At 29.9% G+C, this 25,116-nt stretch carries 22 protein-coding genes; 14 read left to right on the forward strand and 8 right to left on the reverse strand.

Features of this window, described 5'->3' with window-relative positions; genetic code table 11:
* Positions 1-76 precede the first annotated feature (76 nt).
* The 6 genes from MKX83_RS23945 to MKX83_RS23970 are packed head-to-tail and all read right to left on the reverse strand — an operon-like array spanning position 77 to position 10,443.
* Positions 77-1,777: an ArdC family protein gene (locus MKX83_RS23945; RefSeq protein WP_341060315.1), complete on the reverse strand. Its 1,701-nt coding sequence runs from the start codon at positions 1,775-1,777 to the stop codon at positions 77-79.
* A 3-nt stretch (positions 1,778-1,780) separates the two neighbouring features.
* Positions 1,781-1,972, reverse strand: a complete 192-nt coding sequence (locus MKX83_RS23950; protein ID WP_341060316.1) for a hypothetical protein — start codon at positions 1,970-1,972, stop codon at positions 1,781-1,783.
* Positions 1,973-1,985: 13 nt separating this feature from the next.
* On the reverse strand, positions 1,986-3,929 hold the full coding sequence (locus tag MKX83_RS23955; RefSeq protein WP_341060317.1) for a hypothetical protein: 1,944 nt from the start codon (positions 3,927-3,929) through the stop codon (positions 1,986-1,988).
* Positions 3,930-3,941: 12 nt separating this feature from the next.
* A complete protein-coding gene (locus tag MKX83_RS23960) occupies positions 3,942-6,074 on the reverse strand; it encodes a type IA DNA topoisomerase (protein WP_341060318.1) in 2,133 nt (710 codons plus the stop codon).
* Positions 6,075-6,093: 19 nt separating this feature from the next.
* Positions 6,094-8,376: a VirD4-like conjugal transfer protein, CD1115 family gene (locus tag MKX83_RS23965; protein WP_341060319.1), complete on the reverse strand. Its 2,283-nt coding sequence runs from the start codon at positions 8,374-8,376 to the stop codon at positions 6,094-6,096.
* A 12-nt stretch (positions 8,377-8,388) separates the two neighbouring features.
* Positions 8,389-10,443: a MobA/MobL family protein gene (locus MKX83_RS23970; protein WP_341060320.1), complete on the reverse strand. Its 2,055-nt coding sequence runs from the start codon at positions 10,441-10,443 to the stop codon at positions 8,389-8,391.
* 227 nt (positions 10,444-10,670) lie between these two features.
* Here MKX83_RS23970 and MKX83_RS23975 point away from each other — a divergent pair, with 227 nt between their 5' ends.
* Both MKX83_RS23975 and MKX83_RS23980 read left to right on the forward strand, forming a co-directional pair.
* Entirely contained in the window at positions 10,671-10,928 is a 258-nt protein-coding gene (locus MKX83_RS23975) for a hypothetical protein (protein WP_341060321.1), read from the forward strand.
* Positions 10,903-11,193: a hypothetical protein gene (locus MKX83_RS23980; RefSeq protein WP_341060322.1), complete on the forward strand. Its 291-nt coding sequence runs from the start codon at positions 10,903-10,905 to the stop codon at positions 11,191-11,193. The genes MKX83_RS23975 and MKX83_RS23980 overlap by 26 nt, the downstream gene beginning before the upstream one ends.
* Before the next feature lie 108 nt (positions 11,194-11,301).
* On the opposite strand, the gene MKX83_RS23985 is transcribed toward MKX83_RS23980, so the two are convergent.
* Entirely contained in the window at positions 11,302-11,859 is a 558-nt protein-coding gene (locus tag MKX83_RS23985) for a hypothetical protein (RefSeq protein ID WP_341060323.1), read from the reverse strand.
* 286 nt (positions 11,860-12,145) lie between these two features.
* On the opposite strand from MKX83_RS23985, the gene MKX83_RS23990 reads away from it, so the two are divergent.
* The 12 genes from MKX83_RS23990 to MKX83_RS24045 all read left to right on the forward strand — a co-directional run bounded on the left by MKX83_RS23990 (position 12,146) and on the right by MKX83_RS24045 (position 23,830).
* Positions 12,146-13,396: a ParM/StbA family protein gene (locus tag MKX83_RS23990; RefSeq protein ID WP_341060324.1), complete on the forward strand. Its 1,251-nt coding sequence runs from the start codon at positions 12,146-12,148 to the stop codon at positions 13,394-13,396.
* A 58-nt stretch (positions 13,397-13,454) separates the two neighbouring features.
* Complete coding sequence (locus tag MKX83_RS23995; protein ID WP_341060325.1) at positions 13,455-13,871, forward strand: hypothetical protein; 417 nt, start codon at positions 13,455-13,457, stop codon at positions 13,869-13,871.
* Between the two features lie 471 nt (positions 13,872-14,342).
* Positions 14,343-15,509, forward strand: a complete 1,167-nt coding sequence (locus tag MKX83_RS24000) for a hypothetical protein (protein ID WP_341060326.1) — start codon at positions 14,343-14,345, stop codon at positions 15,507-15,509.
* Positions 15,510-15,974: 465 nt separating this feature from the next.
* Positions 15,975-16,211 (forward strand): hypothetical protein, encoded by a 237-nt coding sequence (locus MKX83_RS24005; RefSeq protein ID WP_341060327.1) that lies wholly within the window; start codon positions 15,975-15,977, stop codon positions 16,209-16,211.
* Positions 16,212-16,318: 107 nt separating this feature from the next.
* Positions 16,319-17,356, forward strand: a complete 1,038-nt coding sequence (locus MKX83_RS24010) for a hypothetical protein (protein WP_341060328.1) — start codon at positions 16,319-16,321, stop codon at positions 17,354-17,356.
* A 15-nt stretch (positions 17,357-17,371) separates the two neighbouring features.
* Positions 17,372-19,258, forward strand: a complete 1,887-nt coding sequence (locus tag MKX83_RS24015; RefSeq protein WP_341060329.1) for a VirB4 family type IV secretion system protein — start codon at positions 17,372-17,374, stop codon at positions 19,256-19,258.
* A gap of 12 nt (positions 19,259-19,270) precedes the next feature.
* The gene (locus tag MKX83_RS24020; protein ID WP_341060331.1) at positions 19,271-20,302 is read left to right on the forward strand and encodes a M23 family metallopeptidase; all 1,032 of its coding nucleotides are present in this window, start codon (positions 19,271-19,273) and stop codon (positions 20,300-20,302) included.
* Positions 20,295-20,864: a hypothetical protein gene (locus MKX83_RS24025; protein WP_341060333.1), complete on the forward strand. Its 570-nt coding sequence runs from the start codon at positions 20,295-20,297 to the stop codon at positions 20,862-20,864. The genes MKX83_RS24020 and MKX83_RS24025 overlap by 8 nt, the downstream gene beginning before the upstream one ends.
* A complete protein-coding gene (locus tag MKX83_RS24030; protein ID WP_341060335.1) occupies positions 20,857-21,111 on the forward strand; it encodes a hypothetical protein in 255 nt (84 codons plus the stop codon). Before MKX83_RS24025 ends, MKX83_RS24030 begins: the two co-directional genes overlap by 8 nt.
* A 5-nt stretch (positions 21,112-21,116) precedes the next feature.
* Positions 21,117-22,136: a conjugal transfer protein TrbL family protein gene (locus MKX83_RS24035; RefSeq protein ID WP_341060337.1), complete on the forward strand. Its 1,020-nt coding sequence runs from the start codon at positions 21,117-21,119 to the stop codon at positions 22,134-22,136.
* 28 nt (positions 22,137-22,164) lie between these two features.
* Positions 22,165-23,562: a hypothetical protein gene (locus tag MKX83_RS24040; protein ID WP_341060339.1), complete on the forward strand. Its 1,398-nt coding sequence runs from the start codon at positions 22,165-22,167 to the stop codon at positions 23,560-23,562.
* 13 nt (positions 23,563-23,575) lie between these two features.
* Positions 23,576-23,830 carry an AbrB/MazE/SpoVT family DNA-binding domain-containing protein gene (locus tag MKX83_RS24045; RefSeq protein WP_341060341.1) on the forward strand — a complete coding sequence of 85 codons (255 nt, stop codon included), beginning with the start codon at positions 23,576-23,578 and terminating at the stop codon, positions 23,828-23,830.
* A 28-nt stretch (positions 23,831-23,858) separates the two neighbouring features.
* On the opposite strand, the gene MKX83_RS24050 is transcribed toward MKX83_RS24045, so the two are convergent.
* Positions 23,859-24,953, reverse strand: a complete 1,095-nt coding sequence (locus MKX83_RS24050) for a DUF262 domain-containing protein (protein ID WP_341060343.1) — start codon at positions 24,951-24,953, stop codon at positions 23,859-23,861.
* Positions 24,954-25,116: the final 163 nt, after the last annotated feature.

Here is a 25,116-nt window from a genome sequence, read left to right on the forward strand (position 1 = left end):
CTCGGATAGCCTTTTTTTGTGATAAAAACTTACAGCTGCACTGTATAGATTGACTATAAACCCTATTCATAACGCATTATCTTTCTATTACTCTTTCATGTTCTGTATTGGCTTTTTTATTTTCTTGTTTTTTATCTTTTTGGTCTTCAATATGAACAATTGCATCTTGAAGTTTTGTATAAGATGGTACATTTTTATTTTTTTCCGCAAACTCTTTTAATTGCTCAATATTTTTCAATGATGGGTTTTTAAGTAATGTCCATCCTATCGTTGTTCCTCCTAAACCAATCGGGCGAATATGTTTTCCACTATTTACAGATAAGTATTCTCCTACTGATTTATTAATCTGATTTTCAATTTCTGTTGTAACTTCTTGAAGGTCGTTTTCCAGTTCTTTATTATTTTTTTCATATTTAAGCATTGTACTTTGGTGGAGGGCTTGAGCAATTGAGGAACGATTTTTAAACTCTTTTGCATCCTCTTTCTTTTCGAAGCCTTTTGAGATTACATCTTGACCATTTGCTGACTGGACAACATAAGGGCCGTTTCTAATCTTCTTCACCTCGTAATGCTCTGGTATACGACTATAAGCTTTGATTTCTTTTAAATGACCTAATTCCTTCTCTACATTCAAAACGGCTAATTTGCCACCTTTAGATAGTTCTGATAAAGGTTCAATTAAGTTGCGATTCGTTCGGAAGTAAAATGTTTCTGTCTTTTGATTATATTCTAGTTTCCCTGATAAAATAAAACCATTATCTTTATTGATTAACTGTAGTCTAGTTTCAGCTTTATTTTGAGGATCAAAAGCTTTATCATCAATGCCATGATATTCAATTAAATGTTTCTTAGCTTCTTCATACTCTTTGGTTTGGTCTTTATAAAAGTTTTTAATTTGGTCTTTTTGAAGCCGATCTATATCATCAATAACCTTATTAGCAACATCTTGTATTTCTTGTAAAGATATCTTAGCTAATTTCATATCTTTACTCCATGTTGCTATATATCCTGTTGAAAATTCTTCGGTATCTAGCCCATAATATTTACTTACTACATATGCAACTGATTCAGCTTGTGCTTCTTTATGTTCTCTTGGAAGGTTTTTCATTTCAGAATTTTTGTGATGCAGTTGCGAATGGGCATACTCATGAATTAACACTTTGAATTTTTCGGTATTATTATTATTTTCAGTAGTACTTATTACAATTTCATCAGTAGAACGGTTAAAGTATCCACCTACCCCTTTATCTGTTGGTTGTTCATCAATTGACATATTTTTAGTATCTTTTAAAAAGGTTTTATAGTCTTCATACAACTTACTAATATAAGAGTCTTCCTGCATATTTGAACTAATAAAATCTCTTACTTGTGGTATTTCTTTTCCTTCTGTCTGTTCTACATCAAAAACACTAACTGTAAAATACCCTGTCAGCATATCCTTTTTTTCTGTGGCTGTTTTACCATCCTTATCGATTACAGGTTTTTGTGTTTTTGGATCAATTTTTTCCATTTCAACTTTTTTTATAGATGGGGCAAGAATCCGTATTCCTTTTTCCCCTAACTGCACATTCCTACCAAGTTTCTTCCAATCTTTATACCCCATCACCATTGTTGCTGTAGGTCGTTGTGCCATAATTAAAAGAGTATTATTTAAAGAATAATTTTTAACATTAGCCATTACATTTAATAAATCCTGAAATCTATCATTAGAAAAAACATCTGATAGACTCTTTTCTAATGTTTTATTCACATCATCAACTGTCAATGTTTTAGCCATTAATTATTCCCCCTTTTGATAAATCTTTTCAAACATTTGTTTATCACCAATATAAAGAGTAACGAACCCTACATGTTGATAAGTATTAGGGTCTTCGTCTGCATAAATCAATTCATCATAAGTAAATTGACCTTCCTCTTTATTAAAAAAGATTGGCTTATCAGAGCCTACTATTTCACTTTTATTCAAATACATTTTTATTCCTCCCTTACCTTTCTATCTCGACAGGTTGTTTTATTTGTTCTTTAGGCTGAGTTTTATCATGTACTGCTTGTATATCTTTTTCAATTTCTGTTTTCATATTAATTAGTTTTTTATCTAATTTATCTATTGCATTGAAAGCAACCTTATAGACCGATTCAACTTTTCCATAAGTGAATTTTTTGAAGTTTTCCTTAATATCAGTAACATGTTGACTTAATCTTTCAACTTGTTCGTGTAACTTATTCATTTCTTTCTTATAGTTTTGTTTTACTGTTTCAGATAATAATTCAAATGCTTTTTTTGGTTCTTTTTCATCCAATTTTGATTCTTTTAATTTCCCTTCAAGTTCAGCAATCTTATTTACAAGTTGTTCATACTCAATACCTTTTTCATTATTCAAAGAATATGCTTTTTCAATAATTTTGCTTTTGTTTTCAACAGACAAATGTCGATCTACAATATTTTCGTAATTTACTTTTAAATACGAAATCATCTGCCTTACTTCATCAACATTTGGCTGTAATTCATCAGATTTTTTTTCTAAACCATCTATAGCTTTATATATAGTAGTTAAATGTTCTTCTAGTTCTATATCTTGAGAATTTGTTCTTTTGTCACCTTTTAAAGCAAGTATACTAATACCTTTATCAGCTTCTATCAAATTAATCTGTTTATCATCAATTTCTATCTCTTTTGAAATATAATCATTAATCTTCGTTAAGGTTTCTTGATGCCAGTATTCAGATACTTTTGTACTATATTCAGAAGAAATCTCATTTATCGTGAAAAGATTAATTTCTTTTTCATTCAATTGTGTTACAGGTTTTAATAGGTTAAATAAGTTGTTATACTCCCTTTGAGTATCCACTGTTTTATCTTCATTTCTCACAAGCTTAATATTAGCCTTTATATGTTCATGGTTATTAGCAAATTGTCTATTAACTACATTTATTGCTTTATCCATAGAATCATATGAGAGTTCTTGTAATTGATTATGCAATTCTTTAGATAAGTTCGAGTAAGGTTCGTTAATATATTCTTGGATGTTTTTATAATTTGTAAGATGCATTTTCACTTGTTCATTAGGCTCTGAAATCTGATGATTCATAGCTAAACCCAATGTATGGTTTAATCCTTTTGTTTTTGATTCTTCCTTAAACGCTTGTTCAAACCCTTTAATAAATGGTATTTCTTTATCCATCATTTGTAGAGAATGAACAAGTGGATTATCAGGATATAATTCATTCAATCGATCTTCTTGTCTCAATTCATTGAATTTGATACTTGAAAGAACATTTGTTGTTTCATGTAATCTTTCCAATTCATTTAATCTACTTATCACCCCTTCCTGCATATGCTTATATTCATCAATTTTTAATAGGATATCTTCTTGATTCATTTCTCTAACGACAGGATTATTTTCTATATCGTTTGTTCTTTCGATATATTCGTCTAAGGTTTGATACAATGATTCTTCACGTTGGATAGATTCATCTAATCTATGTTGTAATTTTTCTATTGCTTTGAAATCACTTAAAGAATCGCTGCTAAACTTTAAATCATTTTTAAGTTCAGCTATTGAATAAGGAATTGGCTGAAAAGCCTGTTGAACTATTGACTGTTCTAAATTCTTTACTGGATTACTAATACTAATGATATTAGTTAAATCTGGTTCAGCTAAATTATCTTTATAACCTTCATTGATATCTTGAAAAAGTTCCTCATTTCTTGGAATTAACTTTATTAGTTCCCCACCTTTATAAGTAGCTTCATACATTCTTGTATCCTTTCTATTAGTAAACACAATAGAGTATGGCTCATCTATTCGATAGGTAGCTTTCATAAGGTCATTTTCATCTGGATCAATTGCTTTTTGATTGAGTTCAATTCTATTCAACATTCTAAAAAAACTATCTCTCTTTTTTTCCTGTTCAGCCGTTAAATCCATTTAATTTCCTCCCTATTTAACAAGGTTAAATTTAAATTTATTTATATTAGTTTCTTTTACAACTTCTAAAGTAAGATATGAATTAAATGATTTTTTCCCTGAAAACCCTTTAATCGTATCAGTTCTCCCTTTACTCAATAGCTTTTTCATTTGAGTTTCAGTAATATTCTTCTCAAGCAGGGTTTTAGGAAAAGTTTGCTTGCAACCTTCCTTATATCCATTACAACCATAAAACTTACCTTTATCGATAATATTCCCTTTTTGACAAGTTGGGCATTTACCTAAATAATTCTCGGTTTCCTGTTTTTCAATAGTTTGTTGGAGGTTTGAGGAACTTATCTTCATAGGAATTTCCTCCATCATTTTATCTATTAACTTTTCTATACCTTGTAAGAAACTAGATTGTTTTCTTTCACCTTTACCTATTTGTTTTAGAAAGGTTTCCCATTTTGCTGTCATTGATGGACTACTTAAAAGTGAACCTTCAACCACATCACATAGAATTGTTCCTTTTCCTGTTACATAGACAAGATTTTTCTTAACTTCAATATATTCTTGTTTTTTTAATGTCTCTATAATATTCGCTCGTGTTGCTTCTGTACCAATTCCTTCACTTTCTTTTAAGATATCTTGATCTTCACTATCTAATTTATTACCGCAGTTTTTCATCATGGGAATTAAATCCCCTTCTGTATATCGTTTTGGTTTCTTTGTCTTTCCCTCCTTTATATCCACCTTTAGTTTAACTACATCATTCACACTGACTAATGGTAAGCTTTCTTCATTTTTTTCATGTTTATCAGAAGGATATAACTCTTTCCACCCTTTTGATATCTCTATTTTACCAGTAGTCATGAATACTAGTCCATTGTTTTTTATCTCGATTATTGTCTTACTATATTCATATTTACCATGAAACATAGCTAATGTATTTCTAACAATTTCAAAGTATATATTTTTTTCTTCTGATGTAAGTTTATTCACTTCATCTTCTGTTGGTATTTTCTCTGTAGGAATTATTGCATAATGTTCCTGTACCTTTTTAGAGTTAACATATCTTGTTTGGGCTTCCCTATTTTTTATTTCAAATGTTTGATTTATTACTCTTTGATATTCTTCAACATGCGATAGTAAATATTTAAACTCTTCATCTGTAATATACGGTGTATCAGTTCGTGGATATGTGACAAGCTTTTTTTCATATAGTTGTTGTACAATTTCTAATACTTTAGAAGGGCTGTATTTCCATAATTTATTCGCTTTTGGTTGTATTGATGATAGTGTATATAACCTTGGTGATGATTCTGTTTCAACTGACTGTTCAACATTGCTAACTTTCGTATCAAAAGAAGAATCAAGCAAAATATTATTCTTTGTCAATATTTCTATAGCATCTTCTTTTTTATCTACTTTAACGTTGGCTTTTACTTTGAATTGTCCTTTTTTATGGTGAACATCACCTTCAAGTTCATAAAACGATTTTGGTTTGAAATTTTCCATTTCTTTTTCTCTCTCATAAATCATATATAACGTAGGTGTTTGTACCCTACCTACAGAAAAAGAATGCTTGATACCTTTCGATTGTAAAAGAAGTGTATATAACCTTGAGGCATTCATACCTACTAACCAATCACCTTGTTGTCTCGTTTGTGCTTCTATATACGATAGATAGAAATCTTTGGCATCTTTTAATTCTTTAAATCCCTGTTGAATTTTGGGGATTGCTAAAGAGTTTATCCAGAGTCTTTTTAACGGCTTATTTTCTACCTTAGCTAGTTTAATAATAGACCTTGCTATATTCTCTCCTTCTCTATCAGCATCAGTAGCTAGAATTATTTCACTTGCATCTTTTAACAATGATTTAACAATTTTAAATTGTTCCTGTTTACCTTTAGAAACTACATATTGGAAATTTTTAGGCTTAATAGGCATTGTGGAGATATCCCACTTTTCCCATTTAATATCATAATCTTTAGGTTCTGCTAAACCTACTAAATGACCTATTGCCCAAGTAAGGTAAGCACCATTCGGAAAAATTGAATTAGGAAAAATTTCTATATAACCTTTATGGCTCTTGTTTGGTGTTAAGGCTTCTGCATAAGTTCTTGCCTGTGGTGGTTTTTCTGCTAATATTACTGGTTTCATTATTATAAAGTCCTCCTATTTATCCTAAAGGTAATTCATCTTCAAAATCATCTTCCTCGACTTTTTCCTTAATTTGTTTTGGTTCATCATCTGATAAATCTAATTGTTTAAACAAGTCTCTTTTGCTTTCTAAACTATCTACTAATTCATCGGTAGTCTTGATTATCGGTTTAATTTGAGAAATTTGTTGAAGAATGAATAAATCTTCTGGATCACTTTCATTAGAACTCTCAATTCCTTCTAATGTGCTATTTATAGAATCTTTTTCATCTTCATTATTCTTTATAGATTCTTCTAACGTGTCATTCTTTGTTTTAACTTCATTCTTTTCTGTTTCAATGGAACTAAAAAATGTATCAACAATGTTTTTTAATGCTTCTTCTTTGCTATTACCACTCGTTACAGTAGTTGGTTCTTTTAGTACCGATGGAATAATTTTTTCTTTTTCAATTTTTACTTCATTATCATTTTTGCTTAGATTCTCAGATTCCTCAATTAATGGTTTCAAACCGAATTTTTTAATATAAGCTTCTCTATTGTTTGGGTAATTATATATAAACTTTGGTTTACCAGTTGGTGTTTTTCCATCTTGTTTCGTAATAAAATCTTTATAAATAAGCCATTGGTAAGCCTTCTTCAATTCAATTACATGACCTGTCATGAATACATAACACTTATCAGTTGGACTCATATTTAATAATTTATCTTGTGATATTAACGGTTTACCAACTATTTGTTCATTAGTTGATCGAGAACTAGACGAATTACCACCTAATAGAATATCCATGAAACCACCACTTCCACTAGTACCTTTTGTCTTAAACTTGATTGTTGTATTCCCTGCTAAAGTCTCAAAGTACTTGGCTGTTTCTTGGTCTTTTGTTCGTAAGAACAATGTAGTGTCATGGTTACTTACAATGGTTCTTGCTATCTCTTTCGAATACAATTGTTCCATTTGAGCAAAGTCCTGAACAATTGTTATTAAACTCATTTCATATCCCCTACATGTAGAAAGGATATTATCATAACCATTAATTTTTCCAAGGTTAGCAAATTCATCTAACATGAATATTGTAGGAATGTGCAATTTAGAATCGTTTTGGTCACCAATCCAATATAACGTATCGAATAATTGATCGAAAAATAATGCTGTTAAGGCAGGAACAGGATTAAGTTTAATCGGTACTTTCACATACAAAATACTTTTTTGCTCTTGTAAGTCAAAAAAACTAAAATCACTATCACTCGTTAATTGTGCGACATCACCTAAAGAGAATATACCAGTTTGCTGTGCAAATGACTGTAGTATAGAAGTTCTTGTATTACCTGTGGCGACTGATGCATCTTTGAAATATTGATAAGAAGGGTGTTCAACACCTATTTCATTACTTAGTTTCTTTAAAAACTCTTCATCTTCCGATATTTTGTTGAATAATCCTTTTACTTCTCTTGAAATACTTGGTTTTATATATCTGTCCTTTTCCTTAGACACATAAATAATTAAACCAGTAAGTAAATCTTTTGCTGTGTTAAAGAAAAAATCTTGTTTTACATCTTTTGCCGAGTTGACTGATATTGTAGTAGCTAGTTTAATAGCATCAAAATCATTTTTCACATAATCTAACGGATTATAACGATCACCTTTTAGATTTAAAAAATCTATTTGATAAACTTTAAATCCTTGATCTTTTTTTATATCAGATGTTAATTTATGTAATTCCCCTTTAGGGTCAGTAACAACAATTGTATCTGATTTTGCATTAAGAATGTTGTTAATAACAAATGCTTGTCCTTTTGCTGAACCTGATGAACCAACAACATATACATTCCTATTATCTAGTTTTGAATCAGGAGGTATTATTACTAATTGATTTTCTTGTCTTCCTAATATAATTCCTTCTGATGCTTGCAATGTAATTAACGGGTCTTTCTCACTGAATTTACTTTCTTTCTTTTCGGCTATAAAACCAACTTCTCTTAAATCTTCCGCATAAGAAAACGCAGCGTTACCATAAGCACCATGTTCACTTGCATCTTTATACCCCGAGTCCTTCTTAGAAGAACCATTCATAAATAAAACAAACGTTCCAAAGGTAATTGCAAGAATAACAACCATAATGTATATTTCGCTATTTAAAAGCCATTCAATGCTTTCATTTGGAGATAATATATTCTCAATAAAAGTTCCATCACTATCAAGTAACATTCTTAATGCTGAAACACCTAAATATGCAACAACTAGGGAAAATACGATACCTATAATCCCATCAACAAGACGACTTTTTTCTTTCTTATTAGCCATACCACCACACCCTTATTCCATATCTAAAATTTCTTCTTTAGTTAGTTTTTTCATTCTTCGTTTTGCTCGCTTTCTTTTATTTTCTAAATCATCATAATTACCTTCATTCTGTTTTGCTGTATCAATGAGTTCCGTTAGAATACCACCTATTGAGTTATCGCGACTTTGTGATTCAGGTTCCCATTTAGCTTTATCATTTGATTTATCCATATCTTTCAACTGCTGTTTCTTTACAAGTTTTAAATCCTCGCTTAATTCATTAACGGAACGCTCTGAAAGGAAACGTTCTAATAATTTAACTTTTATCTTATCTGGGATTTTTTCAATAGTTGCTTGTTGATCTTTACCATAAATCTCAATTAATGCTTTAAACATTTTATTCTTTGTTTCTTCAAAAACCTTCGTAGCATGTTTAATTTCATTTTTGGTTGACAAGTAAAGTATAGCTTTTTTATACACATCGTTTCGTTCTTCTTGAATATCCAATGAACTACTTTTAATAGCATTTAGATAATCTTGTTCTAGCTTATCTAGTTTTTTAGGAAGTGAAAAATTCACTTTTGATTGATTACGATAATCAGCAACTATATCCCAAACATCATTTCTAAAATCTTGTTCTTCATTTGTAGTGAAAATCTCATATGATTCTAGTTCTGGAATCGAGCTAACGACTTGATCATTTTTCTTAAATTCTTCTACATACTTATTCTTAATTTCATTAATTTCAAACGAATCAATATCATGTATCTCCTTATAATTTGGATACAAAAACTCAAACTCTTTATCAAGTAATTGTTTCTGCATCTCATGAGATATTTTCACCAATTTATAAGATTCCTTATACGACTTTACTTCTTTTGTTAAACTTTCATATTTTTCATTAAGTAAACTCATTCTTTCATTGAAATCTTTAACAAAATTATTAGTAATAAAACCATAACGAGCAATACCATCTTTATTATCCTGATACATACTCTTTACACTAGTTAATGCTTTTTCTTCTCTTTCGAAACTTCTTAGCTTTTTATCAATATTTTGTTTCCAATATTTCATACTATCCATTGCTTTTAGGGAAACGTCATAATTAACAAATTTAACTTTTTGTCTTTCTTTCACAAAACTAACAGCTTTAAAATTACTATCATTCCACACAAAATTATTTCTTATATCTTTAAACTTATTGATATTAAAAGTATTTGCATTTTCTTTATATTTCTCTAATTGTTCTATTTCATTTTGAAGTTTAATTATTTTTTCATTATATACTTCAATTTCACTATTTAACCTACCAAAATTCGTCACTGGTTTATATTCATAATTATTCTTTTTTGCGTTTTCCTTCTCTTTCTTTTCTACATAAAATTCACTCCTTGTTAGTCTTTGTTTCGCTTTAATTTCTTTACCTTGTTCTTCATATGATAAATGAGAAACTGATTGAGAAATTCCATTTATTTTATAATACTCATTGACTTTCTCTGCGTAATTTTTACGCCATAACAATAGTTTATTTTTATTATTCCAACCAGTTAAATCTACATTTCTTGTCTTTTGTTTACCCTTATCATTAAGAACTGGATTTCCATTTTCATCATAAATATATTCTTTCTTCGTTTTAGTATCGAACCATTCTCCATTTTCCTTAAATGGTCTTACTGTTAATAGAATGTGAGCATGGGGATTATGTTCCTGATCTCTATGTATATTTACATCTGCAACCATACCATCAGATACAAAGTTCTCTTGAACAAATTCCCTTAACAAATTTGTTTGTTCTTGATTTGAAATTTCAATTGGTAAAGCAACAACAACCTCCCTTTGCACTTGAGCATTGTATTGTTTTTCTACTTTCTCTGCTTCATTCCAAAGTGACTCACGATTATAAACCCATTCAGGAGCATGAGAAGGAGCAATAATAAAAGATTCAGGTTTCACTACACGTTCTCTGAATTTCTTTGTTTCTTCATCCCTTTCGGAATATAAAGCATCATTACTTACATAAGAAGCTTTTGCAACTGCTGATTGCTTTGCTTTAGAAACAAACTTCGCATCAAAATAATAGATACCCATAATCTCATTCTCCTTCCTCTGTTTTAATTGCCCCTGCGGGTTCAATGCGATAGCATTATTTATCTAATCGGAGATTAGACCCATGAGCACACTTTAGGGTGCATAGATGGGCACTCGTTCCACTCATGACTCTATTTTACCACTTGATTTACCAACTAACAAGTTATATAATTTAATATAATATAACAATATAGAAAGAGAAATTTCGAAAAAAAAGGAGTAGTAAAATGGCTAGAAAAACAAAAATAGAAAAAATCAAAAGTTTAGATGAACAAATTAGGGAATTAGAACAAAAAAAGAAAGAAGTACAAGATCGACTTTATACAGACGTTGGAAAATATGTTGTTACTCAATGGGAATGTGAAGATGATGAAGTACTTAAATCTTTAATTGATAAATTTAAAAATGAAGTATTACTTTCTAACGGTAGTAGCGATACTCATAGCGAGGTTTTAAATAATGAAGAAAGATACGAGCAAAGATAATAACCTTAATGATATAAACAAAAAGATTAATTTATTAAAAACCAAAAAAGAAAATTTAAAAAAGGAAATTGAGTATAAAAATAAACAAAATTATAGAAAAGAACGAGCAAGAAGATTAATTGAAACTGGTGCATTAGCAGAGAAATATTTTGAAATAAGTAACTTAACAATAGATGAAAGAGAAAAACTTTTTAAAATGTTTTCTCCTTTTATAATTGGTAATAAGCCAAAAGAATTTAAGAATAATTACCCCAATAAAGAATAATATCTATCTCTATTCTCCCCCATATCTTTTACTTTGATATATCTAAAAACAAAAATAAGTCTAGGACACTGTCTTAATGTCCTAGACTTATTAAATTTATATTTGAACTTACATTTCTCTTTCTTCAAAATCTATTTCTTCCTTAATTAACGTTTCTTTTTCATATTCTTTTTCTAATGGTTTCAATTCATTTAAAATTGAATTAGCTAGTTTTTCTTTTTTATTTTCTTCTTTTTCTAATCGATTGATAATTGCTAATTGATCCATTGCATTAGGTTTGCTCATATCAATATCCTCCTTTATTGATTTAAGCATCTTGCTCGTTTCGGAAGTCATTTCAGTTAGTTCTTTTGTTTGTTGTATTGCTTGTTCTGAAATTATTGATTGTAGCATTTTCATTGAATCTTTTGGATGGTCATGAAACGTTTGAGCCAGTTTTTTAACATTATCACTCGCATCACTTTCTAGAATATTCTTCATTGCACTTTGAAACCTTTCAATCTTATTTACATTCGAATTATGATTAACTTCTTCCTTTTCACCTTCAATTAAATTTTCATCTTTTGAGAATGAATTTATTTTTTTATTTAAGTATTCTTGTGTCTTTTTTAAGAGTTCAAAAATCGCTTCCATAACATCATCTTTTGCTGTATCTTGATTATGCATTCTTTACATCCTTTCATCTCTTTTTTTATTTATTTCTAAATAAAATTATATCATCTTTCCTTAAAATTTTGGTAGGTTTTACCCTCGTTTATTCCATTATATGCATAGATTTTATTATTTTTATCCCATATCGTTATCATATATCAAAATGATATAATAAATATATCAAAAATCTGATAGAAATCGAACCTTGATATAAAACAGATATAAAATTGATATATAAAATATATCTAAAATGTCAACTTCGTGTAAGTTTATATCATAAATATATCAAAAATATATCAAAATGATTGACTTTAGATATATTTTTGATATAATAAGAGTAAGAAAACAAATTAAGAAAATTAATAAGAAAATAAAAATTTATGAGGTGAATAAAATGAATTTATGTTGTGGAATTGATATCGGAAATGCAAAAACAGAAGTAGCTTTTATGGGGAATGAAAAATTAAATTTAGTCCGTCAACCTTCGGTTGTATCACAATTACTTTCTAAACCTGAAACAAATGATTCTGATGAAAAAACGTTAGTTACAAATTTATTAGATAACTTAGCAGTACATATTTTCAGTGATGCTTTAAAGAAAGATGGAATATATTTTGTTGGAAGAAAAGCTCTAGATACACCAAGAAACATTAAAAATATGAACATTACACTTGGTAATAAAGTTAAACAAGATATTCCCATCATTACAAGTTTATCTTTGCTTGCAGGAGTAGCGATTCAAAAGCACTACGAAACAAAAGAAACGTTACCTAAAACCCTAACACTTAATGTGAAGATGGCTACAGCTATTCCTTCAAGTGAATACACAAAAGATAGCGCTAAGTTTTTAGAAGACCGTTTTCTTGGAGAACATAATATTAAAGTTTTCGTTGGATCTAATTCAGTTGTTGTGAATGTGAATGTTACACATTGCAAATGTACAGAAGAAGGAAAAACAGCAATGTTGGCATTTCTAAAAAGCGAAAATGATATTTTAAGCAACTACAATGATACTTATAATGAAAATGCAAAACCTATAGATTTTGCTAAGGCTAGGTCTTTACATTCGGATATTGGTGATGGAACAAGCGAGATTATATTTACACAAGGATTTAATCCAGTACCAAATGGCAGCTATGGTGTCCGAGTTGGTGTCGGACATGCTACCAATGAAGCTATTAAATTATACAGAAATGAACTTGGAGGGTTAATAGGTGATATTACAAGGCAACATTTCATTGAGTTACTAACTGGTGATACCGAAAAATCAAAAGTAGCAAGAGAAAAAATGACAGAAGCTACTTATATCCAAGGCTATAAAATTAACGAACATATTCAACAAGCATTTGTAGAATACACTGCTTCTACTGCTGAGTATTTCTTTGTACATGGTGGAGGTTCTATTGTATTTAAAAAAGATATGTACGAGGATTTAATTGATTTTACTTCTCAAGTAAGAGCAAGAGTTGTTTGGATACCAGAGGAGTACGCAACTAGTATGAATAGTCGTGGAACATTTTATTTAGCGCAACAACTATTTTGTAAAGAATAACAAAGGCATAAGGGAAGCATCGCTTCCCCTTGTTTCATAAGTAAAGGAGAATATTACTATGTCAGAAAAAAAAATAAAAGAAACCCTTTATATAAATTTCAAAAATAACAAAGATGAAAAGAAAGAGAAAATTTCTGAATGGATTAATAATCAGGACAATTATACTAAAAGTATTTTATCTCTCATTGAACATGTAATAGATAGATTCGGTTATGTTGATGTTACGGATCACAAAATAGCAGGGAAGCTTCATACAGAAAAATTATACTTTGAAGGGAAAGATATTGTTCCTAACATCCAAGAAAAAGCAATTATTAGTGATAATAAACCTATTCCAAAAGAACTATCTGAAGGAAAGAAAGAAGTACTAAATCCCCACGAGAATAATCCAAATACCAATAAAAAGGAAAATAAAAGCCCTGATTCAGAATTGAAGGACTTTGATTTCGGAGGTCTTGATCCTGATAGTTTTTAAATCAAATAAAAAGGGCAGGATATCCTGCCCTTTAATGTTTCAGTAATATTACAGTTTGTCGATTAATGTCAACAACTTACTCGCTTGATATTCCTCGAATTCAAAATACTATACTTCCATTTTCGACAGTTTATGATATAATGGAAACCAATTAAGGCATTATATTCCTAGACATATTTTACTATTACAATATACCTACGTTGAGTAAATATTCTGTAAATAAAATTAGCCCTTATAAAAAAATAAAAACCCTGTCCAATAGTTTTAAACGATGAAAGGCGACCAACCATTCACATCATTTAAAACTCCAAAAGAAGGGTTTTAGTGCTAGTTTGTATAAGCAATTTTGTGTTATTTAGTTAACCTTATAATAGCACATATTAAACTATACTTTCAATACTAAAACCTCTTTATTTAATTACCTTTTTATGGACTTTTAAGGACAGGTATAAAAATATCGGAGGTTTTTTTATGTTTAATAATTGGAAGTCATTTATAAATTGGGAACAAACCACCAAAGATACTATAGATGTAAAAAAGACATACATAGACATTTCAGATGATTTTATGAGTGGGGTTCTACTTTCACAAATAGTATATTGGTATCTTCCCAATAAAGAAGGAAAATCCAAATTACGAGTGAAAAAAGATGGTCATTTTTGGATTGCAAAAAAAGTTGAGGATTGGCATGAAGAAATAAGGTTTTCGAGAAGAAATTATGAAACAGCTATCAAGAAACTTGTTGAAAAAGAGATAGTAGTTAAAAAGAGATTTAAATTTAATGGCACACCTACAACACATATTAGATTAAATATCCCTGTGTTTCTAATGAAATTAAATGAGGTTCTACAAAGTTACGAGAATAACTTAGATCATGATTATGATGATTTTGATTCTTACCTTCAAGAAGAAATACAATCAAATCCATTGGTAAATATGGATTCGCACGATTCCGCCATTTCGAATCGAGCGATTCGTGCAAATGGAAAAGAACAAACTGTACAAATCGAGAGTGCGAATCGTACGAATGAAAACGCACGAAACGAACAAATGAAAACGCACGAATCAATCTATTCTTTAACAGAGAATACAACAAAGAATACAACAAAGAATATAACAGAGAATATCTATCAATCTTCTTCTTCGATAGAAACATTACAAAAACAGGATTCTATAAATCTATATACAATTGAAGAAGAAGAAGAAAATAATAAAAATATAATTGTTAATCCTTTTGTTATTAATTTTCTTAAAAATGAACTAAATTATTCCGAATATATTATTAGTGACATAATTAATAATATGAAAAAATACAAGATTGAAAGTTTCACTAAATCCCAATTAAAAAATCAAGCTAGAAGAATACATAACTGGATTAAAAAGAATCAAACTGAAATAACAGAATTTGGGTATTTCTTCGTTAATGGTATTTTAAAACATGAGCCTTCAAGAGATATCATTGACAAGGAAATTGAATTAAATAAAATAGCAAAAAAACAAAAAGAAGAACAAGAAATTACTTCTTTTATAAATAGATTTACTCTATATGAGAAACGATATCCTACTGATGAGGAAATTGCAGACAGAGAAAATTATTCACCATATTCTACTGTTAATTATGACTGGATTGAAAATTAATTAACCTTTGTATTGGGGATTGGAGGATGGCTAGTCGTATGGGGGCTAAACCCCATGGTCTTAATAGCGTAACTAGTTAATGACTTATGAGAAGGCTTCTGGTGCGTCTGTGAGGGCGATTTGGCAGGTACAATAGGGAAAGCTAGCCGACTATCCTTAAATCCTCGTATTGGGTGTTTGTCGGCTTGGCGATTATGCCACACCTGCCAAAATTCGATAGACAAGGAGGAAAGGGTGGAGATTTTTTTGAGCATAGCGTTCCGCAGGACAAAAAAATACTACCCGAGCCTTGTCTCTCGGATAGCCTTTTGAGTTTATAGTAGTCAAATGTTGCAGTGTATAAGTACGTTTAATGATTGATATGATAAGGTTTTTATCTAAAAATAGTTGTCATTTATCTACAAAAGATTTATAATGATTAATAGAAACAAATATCCAATTTTATCCTTGAGGGGAGGTGAAGATATGAGTAATCCTTTCGTTGGTATAAGATCATTTTTAAATGCTTTATTTGGAGACATTGCATCAACAAGCATAACAGTATTTGGACTCGGATTCCTTTTCTGTGCTTTAATGGTATGGCGTGGAAGTGAAGAACATGTGCCTAGATTCCAAAAAGGTATGTTCTGGACAGGTGCGGCTGCTGCTGTTTCTGTATTAGCAAAAGTTATTGTAACTTATGTTAGAAATGGTGTGTCATAATTTTATTTGGCATGGGATCAATTGGTTTACTGGTATTCATGAATCCTTATGCTATTTATAATTTTATATGATTATTAGGTTCTTTTTCGTAGAAAGTAGGGATTGATATGTTAAGAAATCTAGCCCTTGAACGGAAGGAACAACTAAGAAATGAATTGAAAGTACAACTTCCAGTACCAATTGATTCCAAACGTTATTTAATGGGTAGGGTTGCATTTATAGATTTGGCGATTTTTTCACCATTTCTTGCCCTATCCAGTTTATTTATTTATATCTTCTATTCAATTGGACTATTAAATCAATATACTTTCATAATTTCTTCTATCCCTTCTGTGGCTATAATTACATTCCAAATGATGAAACATCCTGTTAGAAAAGAAATATCTTACCTAAAATATAAGATACTTTGGAAGTATTATTTTAAAAAGAGAGAAAAAGAATTTTATTATCGTAAAGGGGCATTAAATATGGCAGATAAACAAGATGCTCGTAGGAAAATCGGTATAAAAGCTACCTTTGCAGATTGCTATGAAACAACAGATAAAAGATTTGTACGAGTTTTTGAAGTTTCTAGTGTTAACTTATCTTTAGCTAATAAAACAGAAAAACGGTCTGCTTTAGATAGTTTTAAAGTATTCATGACTACAATAAATTTCATAAAGAGTATACAGTTTTCACAAATAGCCCAACCTATTAATCTTTCTAGACATTTACAAATTGTATTGAATAAACAAAAAGATGAAGAAAATTTAGCAAAAATATTACTTAATCAAGGATATCGAAAACACATTGAGGAAATCCAAAAATCTCGAGATTTGGTAACTAGGAAAAGATATATAACAATTAGTAAAAATATTGGTAGTGATCGAGAAAGAGCATTAGATGAACTAGACCAACAATCAAAATTACTTATGACAAAGATTGAAAGTATGACATTTGATTATACATCTTTGACAATTAAACAATTAAACAATGATGAACTTACTAAACTTATGTATACATGTACTGATTATGATAATGCAGTTTCTATAGGTGAACATATTTTGGATAGAGCAAGCAATCGTTCTAGTATTAGTGTTGGTGAGAAAACAGCTAAAAACTTAATTGAAGTGTTACAAAGACAATTACGTGAAAAAATAAATTAAAGGATTGATTATCTAATGGGATTTTTCGATTTTTTACCTTCTGCCAAAAAAAGAAAACAAGAAGAAGAAGAATTTGAAAGTACACTTGGAGAATTTGATGAATACCTTTTGAGTGCCTTATCTCCTGATTATATATCTGAAAAGGAAAATTATGTTCAACTAGGAAGTAATTTCACTAGAACGCTACTTGTTATGGATTTTTCCACTATATTATCACAAGAAGATATTCAGGAATTGAGTGAAATTTCTAATAACGTAAGCATTACTTATCATTTTGAAAGAGTAAACAGTACTGACATAAGACAGAAATTAGGTCAAGCTATTAAACAAGCAAACAACAAAACAAGTGACCCGAAATTAGATGAAGCTAGTAAAGTTGAAGCTGACGTACAACGTGAAGACGCTAGTATGGTTATTCGAGAATTAGCAAGTGGTTCAGATTCTATGTTTATGGCTCACATGCTTGTTCATATAAATTGTAGTTCACTAAAGGAATTAGATAGGCTAACACAACAAGTAAAATCCTTAATCGGACCGATAGGTACTGCTCATTCACCTTCTATACGTGCCTTTGAAGCCTACGAATCATTCCTACCACTAGGACAAAACAAGGTATCAGAATTGACATATAGGCTTATGAACTCCGAAGCTGTAAGCTACTTTTTCCCCTTTCATGAAAATGAAATGTTTGACGAAGAAGGAATGTTTATTGGAATTAATCAAAAAACAAAAAACGTGATTCTTGTTGATGATAGAAAATTACTAAATAAACATAAAGTTTATATAGGTATTTCAGGTGTTGGGAAATCTACTGCTATTTTTTCTGACATTATTAAAAAGTGGCGAGACGGTGAAAAAATACAAGTTAATGATCCAAAAGGTGAATTTGGTCAAAATTTTAAAGATTTAGGTGGGGAATGGATTAAATTTAGTATGGAAGGTGGAAGTAGATTAAACCCCTTTGACCTCCCTAAAAAGAAATATATTGTTGAAGGTGATGAATATGTAAATAGTCAAAATCCTATTTATGATAAAATTCCTTCTCTTTTAGTTATGTTCAAACTGATGTATCCTACGATGACGGATGTGGAAGAAAATGTGATTAGTGGAGTGATTGAAGAAACGTATTCAAAGAAGGGGATTTCTGCTGATACTGATTTTTCAAAACTGACTTATGATGATTATCCTATTTTAAGTGACTTCAACTCTCTTTTAGAAGAATTGAAAAAAAGAAATGATGAAAGATATAAGTACATTCATGATTTTCATGTAGCTATTCAAATTTATATTACTGGAATTTACAGAAATGTATTCAACGGTAGTACAAATGTAAACGTTGATAACAGTTTAGTAACTTATGATTCTTTAGCCTTCCAAAATAACGAGAAAGTTCAACGAATTTTGTACTACAACATAATGTCTCACATTACTTATACAGCAATCAATGGAAATGGTGAAGATATGCAAGTAGTATTTGATGAATGTCACGTAATTGCTGACCCTAAAATTCCATTAGCTATGCAACAATTATATTTTATGTTGAAAGTATTGCGTTCTTTCAATGTTGGTGTATCTACTGCCACTCAATCAATCAAAGACTTTTTATCTGCGAAGGATGATAAACGAAATTACGGTGAAGCCGTTATCAATCAGTCAGTACAAAGAATGTATTTACCAATGATAGAAAGTGAAATTGCCTTCCTAGAAAAGGAACTTGCACATTCATTTTCTGAAAAAGAAAAATCTATTCTTACAGTTCGAGAAGCTGAAAAAAGTAAACAAGCAGGTAAAGGGATTTTGTTTATTGGTTCAAAAAAAGTTCAATGTTCTGTGGTGCTCAATGAAGTTGAAGCTGACATCTGGTTTAAAAAGAAAAAACTTGATGATTTAAGAGTGGGTTAGGTTGGTGAAAAAATGAAACGTGAACATGCAGGGTGGTTAGTACTTTTATTGAAAAACCCTGTGGTTGCTCTTGTTGCTTTTATTGTGATTGTTATTTTAGCATTAGTTTTCTCAACTATGGGTGTGTTGTTAATTGGGTCACAATCTCAAAATAATAATCAAGATGGACAATATCCAGTAGCATGTCAAGCAGGGGATTTAAATGAAGAAATATTTGAATCACAATTTGATAATGCAGGTGTTTTTACTGGAATGGCTGATGTTTTCTTATCGATAGGGTATAAGCATCAAGTTGACCCTGTATTATTAGCTAGTATTGCTTTCCATGAAACAGGTCGTGGAACTTCAAAAATGGTAGTTGAGAGAAACAATCCTGGGGGGTTATATAATTCGAGTGCAGGAAGTTTCTTTGTATATAGTTCACTTGAAGAAGGTATAGATGCAATGGCATCTAACCTTTATAGATTATATATAGGTATGGGTTTACTTACAATAGAACAAATAGGTGCTAAATATGCACCGATAGGTGTTGAAAATGACCCAAACAATTTAAATATACATTGGGTTCCGAATGTTTCGAAGGTAGTTGCTAGTTTTGGCGGTTTATCAATGAATTGTGAGGTAATGGGATTAGACGGAAGTATGTTACACCCAATACCTAATGCTGTTATTACAAGTGAGTTTGGAACTCGTGTTGATCCTTTCACTGGAAGTATTTCTACACATAAGGGTGTGGATTTTGGTTGTTCCGTTGGTCAATCAATATTCGCAGCTATGTCTGGTACAGTTTATGATTCGAGATATAGTGATAGTTATGGAAATGTTGTTATCTTACAGCATGGAGATAAATATACTCTTTATGCACATATGACACAAAATAGTGTAGATAAAGGTGAGAGTGTAAAGGCAGGACAACAAGTAGGTACATGTGGCTCTACTGGTAACTCAACAGGACCTCATTTGCATTTTGAAATTCAATTATCTCCATATGGTCAAAGGATTGACCCTTTACCTTACCTACAGGGAGGTGCAACTCTTGAGTAAAAAACAATTTTTTTGGAATATAGGTTCAGTTGTTTTGATTTTAGCTTTAGTTATACTTTTGGTTGAAATAAAGTCTAATCAAGATGACATAAAGATAGATAGAGATAAATGGAAATCTATAGCCGAATCAGAACAAGAAATACCGACTATTAACAGTAAGGCAGAATCATTTTTAAATGCTTTAAATAAAGCAGAACATCAAGAATACTTATCTAATAGAGCATCAAAGAAGTTAGAAAAAGAATTAGAAGAACACTATGAAGATAATCATAGTCATGGTGATAATGGCGATCAATTAATAGATATCATTCATATAACAAGTGAAAAAAAAGATTTGAATGAAGCTTCAACATCTATATTATATAAACTTTCATATAAAAGCCCTTTTGATTCAAGTGAAACAGGAGTTATAGACCAAAGAATCTTAACATTAATGTTAGATGTAAGTTGGATAAAAGAAGGAAATGAATATAAAGTTGATAAATATTCCCTTGAATTATTAGAAGATAATTTAGATGATTATTTATCAAGTTTATCTAAAAAGGATGATAACAATGAATGATTCCTTGAAAGTTTTCTCAAAAAAAATAATCAGTATGAAGAATTGGTTTTTGATAAAAAGAGATATATGGATAAATAAAAAAATGCATGAATACAATGAAAGTTTTTTAAGGATTAACAATCGAGAACCTAATGAAGTAGAAAGCAAACACTATAAAAAAAATCTAGTTATGGGTTATGGGATGGTTGTTTATTTACCAATCGCTACTATTCTTTTTATCTTTATAGCTATGTTACGAGGTGAGTGAAAAAATTGAAAAAGGTAATTCCTTTAAGTTTAATAGTTGTATTGATCTTTAGTATTTTCACGACTACCACTGCATTTGCTGATAAGGGTGAATTTTATGAGAAATATGAAGATGAATTTAGTGATATGCCAAAAGGATATCAAGAGTTTATAGAAAAATTTGACGCTGATACAATGGAATTTGATTGTGGTAAGTTGGATGTTGTTTGTATAGCCAACTCTTGGCAATATAATTTTGCTTTAGGTTTTGCGAATTTTGTAGCGTTAGGAACGAAGGTGTTAGTTCTTGAGCCTGAGACTATTGTTACTGACGAAGGTTTCACTAAATATAAAAACTATCTAAAAACTTTATCAACAATCATGTTATCACTATTTTTAGTATGGCAAATTATGATTATGGTAGCCAAAAGATTTGGTGATCCAGACGATTATCCCCAAGCCATGAGCAACAAATTATATTTAGTAGTTAGTGGGGGGATTCTTTTAGGGTTGTATGAACCAATCTTTAGTTATATTCTTCGTATACAAAATTTAGCAATTAGTAATCTCTTAGAATCGGGATTGCAAAGAGACGATTTATTTGTAATGATTTTTAAATATTCCCCGAATTTTTCAATTGTTTTTGGGATTTTTGTTGGCTTAATTAATATAGTATTTCTCTTAGCAATTATTTATCGATTTGTAGCATTTGGTTTTTTCTATGTTGTCGGTCCAATTGCGATTCCTACAATTGTAAATGAAGAATTTAACTATTTTCAAATTTGGCTACGTGCAATAGTTAATAATTTAGTGACTTTATTTTTACAGACTTTGGCTTTTGTTTTATCTTTAGCCTCAATGACAGGGCAATTAGGTTTTGTCAAAGGTCTTCCACCACTTGTTGATATGGTTGTTGGATTCTTATTGGCTATAGTCTTTTGTTTCTTTGCTCTTGTAATTCCTTCTTATTTAGGAAATCTAGGTGCATCAACTGGAACAGGTAGAGCATTAGGGAAACTTGTTAGATATTCCGTATTAAGAAGATAAGTAAGTTAGATTAGGTGGTGTATTGAATTTGTACAAGTCTTTTAATAAGCTAGGGAGTATTGAAATTGAAGGTAATCAATTAAAGTACAGAATAGCTACGCAAGAAATAAATGTCGAAGACCCTAAAGAAATTGAAAAAGATATTAAAAGAAATTTAGTAAAATTAGATGAAGAAAAGGACAATTATTTATTGCCTTTTGATATTCAAACAATAAACCGTTATATGGTACTTTATTATGATCTCTCACATACTTATTCCCTTGAATATTTAAGAGAAATTTCTTTAAAAGAGAAATTACCTTATTTCTTATCCTTGGTAGAAATAGCTAAGTCAGAAAGGAAAAACATATACGTATTATGGGATAGAATGAACTTTGTTTTAGATAAATATGAGAAAAAGGCAAAAGTGATTTTATTTGAAACAGATCATTTGAAAATATACGAAAGAGAAAATAATCTAAAGTCAGTTGTTGACATTATGACTTATGCAATGACTACTTTAAATAAAGTTTTAGGTTTACCTAAAAGAAATGATTTTATCGATACAAGTCCCGATAATATAAATTTTATTGAAACTATATTCCGTTTAGATAACTTAGATGACTTGAGTATGTACATTGAAACTTTAATGATAGATTTAGAAGAAAAAGAAAATGAGATTGAAGAAGTACCCCAAAAAAGTTTTCTCAAGAACACTAGGTTGCCCAAAAGAAAAAAGGAAAATGAAAAAAAGCCAAAATATAAAAAAACAGAACAAAAGAAAAGAAAACCTGTAGATAAAAATAATAAGATGATGAAATTAGGTGTAGGCTTTTTTGCTTTCACAATGTTAGTCTATTTATTATTACCAGTGCTATTACCTTCTAGTGATGGGTCTAAAGGTGAAAAAGAGCAAGAGATAATATCAGTTGAAGATTTGGATACAGGAAAAGATGTATTTGCTAGTTCCGAAAAATATAATAATAATCTTGTATCTGCATATCGAAAAGCATATAATTCAGATTATAAAGATGCCTATAAATTATTATCGAATATACCTAAAAAAGAACTTTCTAACTCTGATATTCCTTTATTAATTAAAGTCTATAATGAATCAGGGAAGTTAGGTTCATTATTGGATGAAATGCCAATACTAGCAGGTAATGTTATTACTTTTCTATTGACTAATGATAAATTAGAGAGTCTTCCAGAAATCGCTTCAACAATGGAAACAAAAAATCCTTATATAGAGTTTGAAGTATCTTATATGATGGAAGAATATGAAACAATGTTATCTTATATGGATAAAATTGATATTAACGGTAGGAAAGAACAACAAATTATTGATGCATATTTGGCTTTAGGAGAGAAGGAAGAAGCTAGGAAATTTGCTAATAATGTAGGTAATCCCGACTTAATAAAACAAGTTGAGCAATATAATAATTAAGGGATTGAATTGTATGCACAAACGAAAAGTTACGAAAGAAGGAAGAGTGAATATACCTATAGAGTATCTTGAACAATTTCGTATCAAAGAAAATGATTTTGTAGAAGTAACTGCTAATAGAACAAGTATAATAATAAAAAAGTTTCATGATAAATCAATCTGTGATATTACTGGCAAGGTATCCAAGAACTTAATGAAAATTGGAAATGCCTATATTTCAAAAGAAGGTATAGAAATGATAAAAAAAACAACAAGTGATGGTAAATAATAAATCACTTGTTGTTTTTTCATAAGGATTATTGAAGTACTTCTTTTTTGTTAAAATACTCATTCATATGACGTTTCATTTCATTCATTCTGCCAATGGCTTTAACTTTATCAACTGTTCCTGAACCAGTATATTCTAGGTAGTTTGTTGGTATTTCTATTTCCGAACCTTCTTCTTCCTTCAATGCACTTTTGAAATAAGTCAACCATTCAAAAAATTCTTCTTCTTGAATTCCTTTTTGTTTAGCTTCTAATGCTGTGATTAAAGTCATTGGGAAATGGACTTTTTTAAGTAAAAGTTTTTCTTTTTTTCCTAATATATTTGATAAGTAATCCATAGCTTCTTTTACTTTTTCAATTAAAGTCTCTTTGTATTCTGGATCATCTTGAAACGTCTGAGAATATTCAGAAATGACTTTTTGAGAAACATTTATATATTCATATTTTCCATCTAACATCATCATTGTTTGTATTAATGCTGTAATATGTGCTTCTGTTCTTATTTGTGATTTAGAAAACGCAGCTAAGTTGTGTATCAAAATATGTTCACCTAAATCATTTATTTTTTCAGCCCATTTTAAGCCCATTAAAGCTTTAGATTTTTGTTGCGTGGTCATTGGCACGCCATTATTTAACCGAAATAATAAATCTGCAATTTCTTCATCTGTTACGATATCGCCTTCTACTGTATAAGATGTTATTGTTCTCGAAAGGATATTATCTTGAACTTCTTCATCGAGTTCTTCAAATGTTTTATTTGCAATTTCATATTCTTGAGCATCGATCACTACAGGCTTCATGTCTTTTGACAAAGCGTATTCACCTTTGACGTAACTATAAAAGTTTGTCATTCGTTGTTTTCCATCTAAAGTAGTACGTACCGTAACCAAATCAGATACTTCTTTACCACCTTTGGTAATCGTGATTTCCTCTTTATCTCCAACAAAATACACAGCAGGGATAGGATAATTTTTAATAAGACTATCAATCAATAATGATTTTTGGTCAATTTTCCATTGTCCATCTGATCTTTGGATTGGATAATCAAAAATGATTGTCTCCTTATCAATCATTTTAACTATTTGTTTCACGCTAAAGGGTACATTTTTAAATTCAATCGCCATCTATAATTCCTCCGATTTCTTCTTTATATAAATATTATATCATCCATATATAATAAACGCAACATAAAAAAGATAAAAAAAGTAACTAAGTTTTACTTTAATACTCTCCATTACAGAATATAGGATTTAAGCCAAATGTAAAGGGGAAAATGTATTATTTAAA

Source organism: Cytobacillus sp. FSL M8-0252 (assembly GCF_038007345.1).
In the GTDB taxonomy this organism is placed as follows: Bacteria; Bacillota; Bacilli; order Bacillales; family Cytobacillaceae; genus Cytobacillus; species Cytobacillus kochii.